The sequence below is a fragment of the Vibrio penaeicida genome (assembly GCF_019977755.1).
In the GTDB taxonomy this organism is placed as follows: domain Bacteria; phylum Pseudomonadota; class Gammaproteobacteria; order Enterobacterales; family Vibrionaceae; genus Vibrio; species Vibrio penaeicida.
Genome location: NZ_AP025144.1, coordinates 1538459 through 1550764, shown reverse-complemented (window position 1 = coordinate 1550764; position 12306 = coordinate 1538459). Strand labels below are relative to the sequence as shown.

The 12306-nt window shown below is 43.3% G+C and carries 9 protein-coding genes; 6 read left to right on the top strand and 3 right to left on the bottom strand.

Going from position 1 to position 12306, the window contains the following annotated elements; all coding sequences use genetic code 11:
* Nucleotides 1–82: 82 nt before the first annotated feature.
* The 3 genes from queD to LDO37_RS07190 all read right to left on the bottom strand — a co-directional run bounded on the left by queD (nt 83) and on the right by LDO37_RS07190 (nt 2354).
* Nucleotides 83–445 carry a 6-carboxytetrahydropterin synthase QueD gene (queD, locus tag LDO37_RS07200; RefSeq protein ID WP_101114681.1) on the bottom strand — a complete coding sequence of 121 codons (363 nt, stop codon included), beginning with the start codon at nt 443–445 and terminating at the stop codon, nt 83–85.
* A gap of 158 nt (nt 446–603) precedes the next feature.
* Nucleotides 604–1785, bottom strand: coding sequence for a hypothetical protein (locus LDO37_RS07195; protein WP_224055382.1), 1182 nt, complete (start codon nt 1783–1785; stop codon nt 604–606).
* Nucleotides 1782–2354 carry a hypothetical protein gene (locus LDO37_RS07190; RefSeq protein WP_224056055.1) on the bottom strand — a complete coding sequence of 191 codons (573 nt, stop codon included), beginning with the start codon at nt 2352–2354 and terminating at the stop codon, nt 1782–1784. Before LDO37_RS07190 ends, LDO37_RS07195 begins: the two co-directional genes overlap by 4 nt.
* A gap of 744 nt (nt 2355–3098) precedes the next feature.
* Between LDO37_RS07190 and LDO37_RS07185 the strand changes: the two genes are divergently transcribed.
* The 6 genes from LDO37_RS07185 (at nt 3099) to LDO37_RS07160 (ending at nt 12304) form a co-directional block, all read left to right on the top strand.
* On the top strand, nt 3099–4718 hold the full coding sequence (locus LDO37_RS07185) for a methyl-accepting chemotaxis protein (protein ID WP_126609880.1): 1620 nt from the start codon (nt 3099–3101) through the stop codon (nt 4716–4718).
* Nucleotides 4719–4840: 122 nt separating this feature from the next.
* Complete coding sequence (gene asnS / locus LDO37_RS07180; protein ID WP_126609886.1) at nt 4841–6241, top strand: asparagine--tRNA ligase; 1401 nt, start codon at nt 4841–4843, stop codon at nt 6239–6241.
* A gap of 253 nt (nt 6242–6494) precedes the next feature.
* Nucleotides 6495–7997 carry an HD-GYP domain-containing protein gene (locus LDO37_RS07175; RefSeq protein WP_126609881.1) on the top strand — a complete coding sequence of 501 codons (1503 nt, stop codon included), beginning with the start codon at nt 6495–6497 and terminating at the stop codon, nt 7995–7997.
* A 257-nt stretch (nt 7998–8254) separates the two neighbouring features.
* Nucleotides 8255–9445 (top strand): amino acid aminotransferase, encoded by a 1191-nt coding sequence (locus LDO37_RS07170; protein ID WP_126609882.1) that lies wholly within the window; start codon nt 8255–8257, stop codon nt 9443–9445.
* A gap of 238 nt (nt 9446–9683) precedes the next feature.
* A complete protein-coding gene (locus tag LDO37_RS07165) occupies nt 9684–11567 on the top strand; it encodes a DUF294 nucleotidyltransferase-like domain-containing protein (protein ID WP_126609883.1) in 1884 nt (627 codons plus the stop codon).
* Nucleotides 11568–11578: 11 nt separating this feature from the next.
* On the top strand, nt 11579–12304 hold the full coding sequence (locus LDO37_RS07160) for a 3'-5' exonuclease (RefSeq protein WP_126609884.1): 726 nt from the start codon (nt 11579–11581) through the stop codon (nt 12302–12304).
* Nucleotides 12305–12306: the final 2 nt, after the last annotated feature.

Here is a 12306-nt window from a genome sequence, read left to right as displayed (position 1 = left end):
TCTTAGGTATTTAGGTAATTAGGTATAGATACAAAAATCCCGAGACATGCTCGGGATTTTCATATTCTAAATATCAAGGCGATTACTCACCTTTATAGATACAACCTGCAGTACAGGTTTCTTTGATTTCGACTTTACTCAGCAACGGTAATGACGGTTTCAGTTCATTCCATATCCATTTTGCCAGTACTTCGCTGGTTGGGTTTTCCAAGCCAGGAATGTCGTTCAAATAATAGTGATCTAAGCGGTCATAAATCGGCTTAAATGCTGCTTTTATCTCAGAGAAATCGATAACCCAGCCAGTATATTGGTCCACTTCACCTTCAACGTACAAGCGAACAAGGAACGAATGACCATGCAAGCGGCCACATTTGTGTCCTTCAGGAACATGTGGAAGACGGTGCGCCGCTTCAAACATGAACTCTTTATACAATTCAGTTTTCATCAGTTAACTATGCAGTAGCTTAATTAGGGGGCAATGCTACTCAAATCCCTCGCATTAGACAAGGGAAGATCGGTAACATCTTATTGTTGAGGAAGAGTTGCAGTATATCCCGAAAGTAACCTAAATATGCCAGAGCAAAAAACGGTAGATACAACAGCTTAAACCGTAAAGAAAACACGTGAAAAGAAACCAATAGTAATAATCACAGATAGCGCGCTGAATGCACATAACGTCGGCGTTCTCGCCTTGGGGTATTTTTCTAACAACAATACAAGGCAGAAAAACGCGGGGTACAAGCCAAAGATGTATCTGGGCATTGCGTTTACTCCAGAAGAAAACGGCAGATACAAGTTAATGAACATGAAAATCGCTTCCGCAAAGTAGCGTTTGACACATAGGTACCCCACCATCGCAAACCCGAGCAAAGCCATTAACGTGAGGTAGAGTTTGGCCCCTCCCCTTTCAAACCCATATTCAATCCAATTGAACGGGTGAGAAAAAGTTCGCCCCCAAGCGATTTGTATATGTCCAAACGCCAGCGCGTCTCCCGTTTGAAAATACAGAAATGTCATGAACCCGAAAAACCCCAAAGGCACGACCCAAATGGCCGTCATAGCTTTGGCTGCCGGCATTTTAAAACGAATCAGCTCTCGAAACCCGTAGTACTGAACGGCGATGATAAGTATGGAAAATACGAGCATCACACCTAAGTTACGCGTAATGGCGGCAACAAGCCCCAGTAACGCAACGTATAGCCACTGCTCTCGATAAGCAAAAAGAAAGACACCAGCAACCAGCGCAATAAATAAAGGTTCGGCATACCCAGCCATTGAGTAGACGGTAAAAGGACAAAAACACATAATCCATACAGCGTTTTTCTGCCCAGACGCGCTGATCCCCATTTGTTTTAGCACCATAACGAAGACAGGAACACTGAGTGCAAAAGAGAGATTTGAGACAACAATCAACGCTAGCCTAGCGTCATCTATGATGGGCAAGAGTAATTTAGCTAGGTACGGAGTAACTGGCATGAATGCCCAGTTTGCGGCATTTTTTCCACTTAGCCACTTAGGATATAGATCATAGCCATAATCCATCATTCTCCTGAACCATACGCAATCAAATCGACAGATCACCTGCCAAGTAGTGAGGTCGCTGGTATCGACAGTATTAAAAGAATCAACTCCTATAAAACCGACTAGATACAACAAAGCACGGCTGAATATTACGGCAAAGAGTATTAGTAGCCATTCTTCTTTTGATAACGAGATATCGATTTCTTGTCTTGGTGACGTTTTATTTAACAAGCCTTCACGATGAGGGGTAACATTAGGAATCATTGAAACACCACTGAGCTTATATTAATTTCATCGGGTGCATTTATTTTTAAATAATTCAATTCAATTAAAGACTCGTTCATATTCGGAATTGACAGTTTAACTCCATCAAAGGTACGGAATGAGCTCAACTTAATTCCATTTAAAAAATAAGAAGCATTATTCGCCATGTCTAATTCTTTTATTTTTATGGCGATTATTTTCTTACCCAGTGGAATAGAAGAAAAGTAGATTCCACCTTCAGATTTTAAGGTCCGAAAGCCCTGCTGTGTTTTCTTCGTCCAGCCTTCTCTCGATATTAGAGGGGATTTTTGGGTTAAATCGACAACACCGGATGGAGGTATCTTAAAGGTTTCACTATCTCGCCCCCAGTAGCGCGTTTTTTTATCTATATAATAGGTTTTGTAAGATAAACTCACTTGTGGGGTGGCAATGAGGTACAACACCCAGAGGTAGTAACAGGAAAGCACAGCAAACAGTATAAGAAGGAAAACACGAGTGCTCGTTTGCCCCTTACTCAATCTAATCCCATCACTGTTTGAACCCTGTTCCTGAATCACGTAGTTCGACACGTTTTTACCTCCTTGTTAGATTCACCTTTGAAGTTTGCTGTCTTCTATATACCCAAGTGATCTCAAGATGCAGGATTCAGAGCCTCATATTCTGTTCCAGTTCAAGGAGAAGGACGCAGTGGAATGACGAGTCCTTTCCAAGTTCTTTGACGATGAAATGGGATAGAATATGGGCTCCCAGGGGCGAGTTTAACTGGCTTTCATACTGCGTTACCGATTCTTGATTTAGAATGACTAGATCTTCATATCGGTGCCTTGTCTGAAAGCCAGTTCCCTATTCTTTGGTAGGGAAGCCGCTGAACTCCGCATCTTGAGGTTACTTGGGTATAGTGTTCATCGAAGGGTTAAGTTCTACATTACGCCTGTGGGATCATTGTCAGCCTATAGTCAGCTAACAGACATGCTATTGACCAGATTTGATAAATATAAGCTGGATTCCAATATCTCTTTCTTCTTTCTTCTTTCTTCTTTCTTCTTTCTTCTTAGTAAAATCTGAACGCTCTAGAAATAAACCGTATTTACAACTTTCGGGAAGGTTAATATTTATTTTAATTCAAAAAATATTAAATAAAGCTCACTAATATCTGAGTTATTCACTCAAGTATTCAGATTTTATTTGTTCTAAATCAATTTTATATTAACTATTAACATCGACTTCACATTAATAATTTAAAAGCACGAGTCGGCGATATTTATTAACATAAAATACATGGCGTCTACAACGAACATTAGAAGTCATCATTTATGCAAATTTCGATTACATCTAAGCTACTATTAACATTGGTTTCAGTTTTCACTCTGGTATTAGCTTCATCAACAACCTACCAGTACTTTCAGCAACGTAACTTAATCAATACCGTATTAAGTGAACAGTTGATGGATAAAGCAGGGAACTATTTTGACAGCCTTAATATGATGATGTTAACAGGCACAATGTCGCAGAAAGAGACATTACGAGAAAAGGCATTAGCACAAGATGGCATCGAAAACGTTAGGGTGTTGAGAGCTAACGCCGTTTCTAAGCTTTATGGAGCGGGCGCAGATTATCAAAATCCAAGAGATGAGATTGATAAGCGCGCGTTGGCAGGCGAAACCGTAATAGAAACCATTGAGGCGAAATGGGGAAAAGGCATTGTTGTTGCTTTGCCGATGATGGCTAGAGAAAACTACCGAGGCACCAATTGTATCGCCTGTCACATGTCTAAAGATGGTGAAGTGCTCGGTGCTATTAGGCTGGAATATAACTTAAGCCATTTAAATACCTTGGTGAGTCAACGCACTTTAATCGCCGTCGCTATCATGACTGGAATTGCTGCTTTAGGTTTTTTCATAGCGCTAGGCGTTATACGCAAAATTGTCGTCAACCCCCTTAAGAAAACGTCTTTATTTATGAAGCAGGTCAGCACAAAGAAAGACCTGTCTATCCGACTGGAAACTCATAAGAAAGATGAAGTGGGCCAACTCACAGAAGACATCAACACACTGCTCGATAATGTTGCAGACAGCTTAGCTCAAGTACAGAGGACTTCTCATTCTTTGGCTCTATCTGCAACGCAACTTACTGGCGTTGCACGCGACAACGACAATGCCGCGAACAATCAGCAAATAGAAACGGCCGAAGTCAATCAGAACATTATCGAGCTGCAAGAGCAGCAGCAAAGAATTGAAAATGCGACCATTGAAGCTTCCTCTTTAATTACGCACACCACAGACACGGCCAAATCGGGCTCCACACGTTCGCACAACGCAAGTGAAGACATTCAAAACCTAGTGGGTGATATTGAATCGGTAAAAGGTATGATTACCGACTTAAATGAACAAACAGGTCAAGTCTCTTCTATTCTAGCGGTCATCAAAGGCATTGCCGAACAAACCAACTTACTTGCTCTAAACGCGGCAATTGAAGCAGCCCGAGCAGGTGAGCAAGGAAGAGGGTTTGCCGTCGTTGCGGACGAAGTTCGCCAACTTGCCAGCCGCACTCAGGAAGCCACAGCCAGCATCGAAAACATCATCTCGAATTTTCAACAAGGCAGTGATCAATCCCTAGAATCTGTGGATCATGTCTGTCAGCAAGCTCATTCGAGAGCAGAGTCTATTGAATTGTTGTCTCGAACATTGACAGAAGTGGTAGAGGAAATGCAGCAAGCGAATCAACATGCCAATAGCATTCAGGAACAGGTGAGAATGCAGACCTCTGTTAGCAACAATGTGAGCCACAAGCTGGAAACCATCACTTTACATGCCGATCAAACCTCCGCCTCCGCTAGTCAAACACGAGAGATCAGTCTAAATCTTGAGCATTTATCCGAACAACTTGAGGCATTACTTAATCAATTTACGCTTCCACACGACATTAAAGGTTGAAGCTAATGATTTGACAGGTAATATGTCAGGTTGAAATTGAAGAAATGATTTCTAACCCGATTGAGCGTTCACAAATCACTCAATCGGGTTGTATTTTGACCTCTATGGAGAATATATCAAACATGACTTACGCGCCTGTAACAGACGTACTAAGCGGTAAGCTGGCTGTAGATAGTGAAGTCACTGTCCGCGGTTGGATCCGTTCACGTCGTGATTCCAAAGCTGGAATCTCTTTCCTTGCCATTTATGACGGCTCTTGTTTCGACCCGATTCAGGCCGTGGTCCCAAATAATCTTAATAATTACGAAGACGAAGTATTAAAGCTAACTACAGGCTGCTCTGTTGAAGTAACAGGTAAGATTGTTGAGTCTCCTGCAAAAGGTCAAGATTTCGAACTCGCTGCAACCGACGTTAAAGTTGTAGGCTGGGTAGAAGATGCTGACACTTATCCAATGGCGAAGACACGTCACTCTATTGAGTACCTTCGCGAAGTAGCACACTTACGCCCACGTACAAACGTGATTGGCGCAGTGGCTCGTGTTCGCAACTGCTTGTCTCAAGCTATTCACCGTTTCTACCACGAAGAAGGTTTCTTCTGGACATCTGCCCCACTTATCACTGCATCTGATGCAGAAGGCGCAGGTGAAATGTTCCGCGTTTCTACGCTAGACATGGAAAACCTACCTCGCACTGAAAAAGGCGACGTAGACTACAACGAAGATTTCTTCGGTAAAGAGACTTTCCTAACGGTTTCTGGCCAGCTTAATGCGGAAGCTTATGCTTGTGCACTCAGCAAGGTTTACACATTTGGTCCAACTTTCCGCGCGGAAAACTCAAACACGAGTCGCCACCTAGCAGAATTCTGGATGGTTGAGCCTGAAGTTGCATTTGCTGATCTTGACGATGTAGCGAAACTGGCTGAAAACATGCTTAAGTACGTTTTCAAAGCAGTTCTTGCAGAGCGTCGTGACGACCTAGAATTCTTTGCTCAACGTATCGACAAAGAAGCAATCACTCGCCTAGAGCAGTTTGTTGACGCTGATTTCGCGCAAGTTGACTATACAGATGCGATCCAAATTCTACTTGATTCAGGTAAAGAGTTTGAATTCCCAGTTGAGTGGGGCATCGACATGTCTTCTGAGCATGAACGTTTCCTTGCAGAAGAGCACTTCAAAGCGCCAGTAATCGTTAAGAACTACCCGAAAGACATTAAAGCTTTCTACATGCGTCTAAATGATGATGGTAAAACAGTAGCGGCAATGGACGTACTTGCGCCGGGCATCGGTGAGATCATCGGTGGTGCGCAACGTGAAGAGCGTCTAGATATTCTCGACGAGCGCATGATTGCAATGAACATCGATCCTGAGCACATGAGCTGGTACCGCGACTTACGTAAATACGGTACGGTTCCACACGCTGGTTTCGGTTTAGGTTTCGAGCGCTTGGTTTCTTACGTAACAGGTATGGGTAACGTTCGTGACGTGATTCCATTCCCACGTACGCCACGTAGTGCAAACTTCTAGAAGCTGCCTACCCTTCTGAATCCAAACGCCACTCAGATGAGTGCCGTTTTTGTTTTAATTGTCTCAATCTCAGTTAGGAACCAAACCATTTCTTGAGCTTTTGCTTGCTGTATATCCAATTAACTTCAAGAAATGGGTTAGCTGAAATGAAAAGAATAATAGGTCGGTCTTATCCTTTAGGGAATATAATTCAGCCAAAGTGCTAGACTGAAACAAAGATAAGATAGACCAAAGAACTATTAAGGATTGTCCTATGAACGCCAAGGACTTTAATACATCACTTACTTTTAAATTGTATACGATAGCAGGATTACTATTTGGTATTTACGGGGGGCGAGTATGCCCAATGCTGGAGACTCTAACACTTAAAGAAGTGCTTTTTCATACTGGTGTGGTCTATGCCATTCTTTTTGTAATAAGACTCACGGTCACTAACCTTTACATTAACAAGCAAAATGCCAATTTCATTCGCTTAGATACCGCACTATTTTTCTTAATTAGCCTTCCTTTTGCTTATTTTTACCACTCTGTTTATGAGTTCCCCATCGAGAGTAATTTAAAAGTTCTCTTTGGTATGACATTGTTTGGGTTCTTTACCGGAAGCATTTTACATTTGAGCTATCAAATAAAAGATTTCAGCTCTTTAATTAAACAAGATCAAACGAGCATCAACTTAATCGGCAAGCGGCACTCTATGGTAAAACAAATGATCACTTTGGTCGTTTTGTTGCTTTCTACGTTGGCCATCATGCTCAGTATGGTGGCATTTAAAGATATTCATTGGCTTGAAAATACACCAGAAGCCCTGCACGACGGTTCTGGAAAACTCAGTATCTTAAAAGAGTTTATATACATTGCCGCTGTGCTCACCGGTTATGCCATTACCATTATGGTGCTTTGGGCAAAGTTAATGAAAAAGGTGCTACTCAGCCAAGAAAAAGCACTTATTCAAGTAACAAATGGCAATATCGCAGCTAGACTTCCGATTGCACAAAATGACGAATTGGGCGCGATGGCCACTTTAACGAACCAAATGTTGGATTCACTGCAAGAATCACAGGATGAAGTGCAAACCACACGTGACGTCGCTATCGTTAGCCTTGCCGCACTCGCTGAGTCTCGTGATAACGAGACTGGAGCGCATATCTTACGTACTCAAGAATATGTGAAAGCGTTGGCTATTCATCTTTCTTCTTCGGAAAAATTCAGCAGCCTCTTAACCCCTTCCTATATTGACCTTCTTTATAAGTCAGCTCCTTTGCACGATGTAGGTAAAGTCGGTATCCCCGACGCCGTACTATTGAAGCCAGGAAAACTGACCGATGAAGAGTTCGATATTATGAAAGGACATCCACAAATTGGTGCAGACGCTTTATCCATTGCGGAAAGGCGAATGGGCAGTTCATCATTTTTGAAGCTTGCTCGTGAGATTTCATTGTCACACCATGAAAAATGGGATGGCAGTGGCTATCCAAATTCGCTTTCAGGAGAGAGCATTCCACTCTCTGGTCGTTTAATGGCTCTAGCGGATGTTTATGACGCTCTAATTTCTAAACGCATATACAAGCCTGCTTTTAGCCATGAGAAAGCGAAAGGCATCATTCTGGAAGGGCGTGGTCAACACTTTGACCCTGAAGTGGTAGACGCATTTTTAAGTGTAGAGGAAGAGTTCAAACAAATAGCCGCGCACTATAAGGACAAAAAGCAGGAATCCGAAGAGCAAAAGCCTGATGCCGACAACCTACAATTTGCATAATCTTACTCAGTTCTGCATTCGAGCTTCCCTACTCCGAGAACAATGTATGGTTTGCTCTATTTACTGGCGATAATCGTCTAGATTTACAGGAGATTAATTAGATTTTTTTAGCGTTGTACGGTCACTGGTCCGCTAACAAATAAAAATACCACTTTCTGTTGAAATCCGGTTGTAACCCGTGTCGGGGAAAGGTATAAATAAGCGTATATCGATACTCAAGTTTAACCTTTCCCCATTAATTAAAACGGACGCCGATTATGTTTGAAAAAGTCAATGCCGCCCCCGCTGACCCAATCCTTGGTCTAACTGAAGAATTCAAAAAAGATACCCGCGAGGCTAAAATTAACCTAGGTGTTGGTATCTACAAAAATGAGCAAGGTCAAACTCCTGTTCTGGCGACAGTTAAAAAAGCGGAAGCAGCGCTTCTTGAAACAGAAAAAACCAAATCTTACCTGACTATTGAAGGAACAGCTGAGTACGGTTTAGCGGTACAAAAGTTACTATTTGGTGCGGATTCTGATGTCGTTGCGTCTAAGCGTGCAAAAACAGCACAGGCTCCAGGTGGTACTGGTGCATTGCGTGTTGCTGGCGAGTTCATCAAACGTCAACTTAACAGCCCTAAGATCTGGATCAGTAACCCAACTTGGGCTAACCACAACGGCGTATTTACAGCGGCTGGTCTTGAGACTGCTCAATACAGCTACTACAACGCAGAAACGAAAGACAAAGATTTTGCTTCTATGGTCGCTGATCTAGAAACAGCAAGTGCTGGCGACATCGTGCTTCTTCACGGTTGCTGTCACAACCCAACGGGCATTGACCCAACTGAAGATGAGTGGGAAACACTGGCTAAGCTTTGTGCTGACAAAGGCTTACTTCCTCTATTCGACTTCGCATACCAAGGTTTTGCTAAAGGTGTAGAAGAAGATGCTGCGGGTCTTCGTGTATTCGCGAAGCACAACTCAGAGATTCTAGTGGCGAGCTCTTTCTCCAAGAACTTCGGCCTGTACAACGAACGTGTTGGTGCATTTACTCTCGTTGCCAAAGAAGAAGACGTTGCTGCAACTGCTTTCTCTCAAGTGAAAAGCATCATTCGCTCTATCTACTCTAACCCACCAGCGCATGGCTCTGCGGTTGTAACTCACATTCTTAACGATGCTGATCTTCGTGTTGAATGGGAAAAAGAAGTCGCTGAAATGCGCGACCGTATTCAAGAAATGCGTGAGCTTTTCGTAGCCACTTTAAAATCGGAAGGTGTAGAGGCAGATTTCAGCTTCATTGAACGTCAGAATGGCATGTTCTCATTCTCTGGTTTATCCAAAGAGCAAGTGACTCGCTTGAAAGAAGAATTCGCTATCTACATCGTGGGTTCTGGTCGTATCAGCGTTGCTGGTATGACAAAAGAAAACATGGGACCACTTTGTAAAGGTATTGCAGCGGTTTTGTAATAGATTCGCTCTGTATTGTTTCGTTGGATTTGTCTTTTTAATGAACTAGATGGATTTAATGAACAACTCTGATTCAAAAGACCAGCCTCTTGGCTGGTCTTTTTTATTGATTCCTATACGATGAATATATCCAAGGCATCCCTAGGTCTGGGTTCAGAAAAATTTCCATCATTAGACCTCGTTACGCACTCTAAAAAATCAGCGACACCAGTAATAGAAGGTCAGCCAAGAGCGAATCATGCAAGCAGAAATTATAGAAATAAAATCCTTCATCTCTCAATACCCTCCGTTCAACGTATTGACAGAAGACCTGCTCGACAGTGTTGCAAACAGCATTGAAATCTCCTATTTCAGGCAAGGCACACCTATTATTCATTTTGGCGATCACATCCACGATTTGTACCTAGTTCGAAGTGGTGTTGTCGAAGTCTACCGCCGGAATGGTGAACTTTATAACCGCCTCGATGAAGGGGATGTATTTGGGCAGATGGGTTTGCTAACCAACAACAAAGTTCGCTTCCCAGTCACCGCGATTGAAGACACCCTTGTGTACTGCATTCCGGAAGATACATTTCAAACACTTTACGATGAAAACGATAACTTTGCGGATTTTGTTGAAGTAGAGGATTCAGCAAGGTTGCGCCAAGCGGTATCAAACAACAGTGACGCGAACGATCTTACAACCTCTAAAGTTAGAACGTTGCTAACCAGAGAGCCCGTAACGATTTTCAGCGACCAATCCATTCAAGAAGCCGCGCAGCTCATGGCAGCAGAAAATGTTTCCTCTTTATTGGTGTTCCACCAAGAAACCGCTGAAAACGAAGAAGATGACAGCCCCTTAAAAGGCATTATCACCGACCGCGATCTGTGCACAAGAGTACTTGCTGCTGGGCTTTCTCCTGATTCCCCCGTAGCTGATGTTATGTCGACCGATGTTGTCTCTCTCGATCACAATGCTTATGTGTACGAAGCCATGTTGACCATGCTCAGATACAACATGCACCATCTCCCGGTTGTGAAAAACCACCAGCCACTCGGTATTATCGAAGCAACAGATATCGTGCGCTACGAATCCCAGAACTCTCTCCTACTTGTGAGCAGTATTTTCCAGCAACAAACTTTAGAAGAATTAAAAAGCCTTTCTGAGCAAGTTAAAGACAGCTTTGTGAGGCTCGTGAACGAAGACGCCAATTCTCATATGGTGGGCAGCGCTATGTCGGTCATTGGGCGAAGTTTCAAACAAAGAATCATTGAAATGGCAGAAGAACAGCTCGGCTCTCCCCCTGTTCCCTACTGTTTCTTGGCTCTGGGATCCATGGCGAGAGATGAACAACTCATCGTGACCGATCAAGACAACGCCATCATTCTCGATGAAAGCTACGACGCAGAGAAACATGGTGAGTACTTCGAAAACCTTGCCACCTTTGTGTGTGATGCGTTGAACGAATGTGGTTACAACCACTGCACAGGCGATATCATGGCAACCAACCCAATGTGGCGCATGACACGCCGAGAGTGGGAAGAGTGCTTTAATGATTGGATCGATGATCCCAACCCTAAAGCACTATTGAACAGTTCCATATTCTTCGATCTGGATGGGGTTCATGGTCGCACTAAATGGGCTGAGCAGCTCAACGGATATATTGTTCGACGAGCAAGGAAAAACAACCGCTTCTTGGCGTGTTTGGCTCGTAATGCCATCAATCGCACGCCACCATTAGGCTTCTTCAAAAGCTTTGTGATGGAAAAAGATGGTCAGCACAAAAACTCCATTAATCTAAAAAGGCGTGGTACCGCTCCTCTTGCGGATCTGATTCGAGTGCACGCTCTCGCGGTAGGCTCACGCTCTCAAAACTCTTTTGAACGCCTAGACGACATTATTGATGCCGGCATCCTACCTAAGGGGAAAGGCGAAGATCTCCGTGATGCAATGGAGTTTATTTCAACCGTTCGTATTCGACACCAAGCACTGGATGTTGAAGCCATGATAGAGCCGGATAACAATATCGAACCAGACAATATGTCTGATTTCGAACGCCGTAACCTAAAAGATGCATTTCAGATTTTAAGCAACGCTCAGAATTTTTTGAAATATCGTTACCAAGCAAACACCTTTAAATAGCAGGTAGCATTTTGAATCCATTTAGAAAAAACCGGCTCGGTCATTCTGAGAACTGGGTGGGTCGGTTTAAAGATAAAGCAAACACCGTAACTGATGAACGGCTACGAAGTTTCTATGAAGCGGGCATTGTTGATGGTTCGACACCGCTTTCAGAGGTTCCAATGGTTGCATTGGATTTTGAAACCACTGGGTTGAATGCCGAAAAAGACGATATCATCAGCATCGGATTGGTTCCCTTTAACCTAAACCGAATTTTCTGCCGTCAAGCAAGACATTGGATCGTTCAACCCAACACCCCACTTGAAGAAGAATCGGTTGTGATCCACGGTATTACTCACAATGACATATTGGGCGCACCCGACTTAAAACGCGTTCTTGATGAAGTGCTGGATGCTTTAGCTGGTAAAGTCGTGGTTGTGCATTACCGAAAAATAGAGCGTGAGTTCCTTGATATCGCATTGAAAGAACGCATTAAGGAAGGCATCGTTTTCCCAGTCATTGACACCATGGAAATTGAATCTCAGGTTCAAGATGACTACACCGCTGGCATCATGAATCGCTTTAAAGGAACGAAGCGACAATCGGTTCGGCTAGGGTCTTCTAGAGAACGATATGGGTTGCCGACCTACCCTCCGCATCACGCACTAACCGATGCAATGGCAACGGCCGAATTGCTCCAAGCGCAAATTCAGCATCACTTTTCAGGTGATACACCAATCGAAAAGATCTGGCTTTAAGC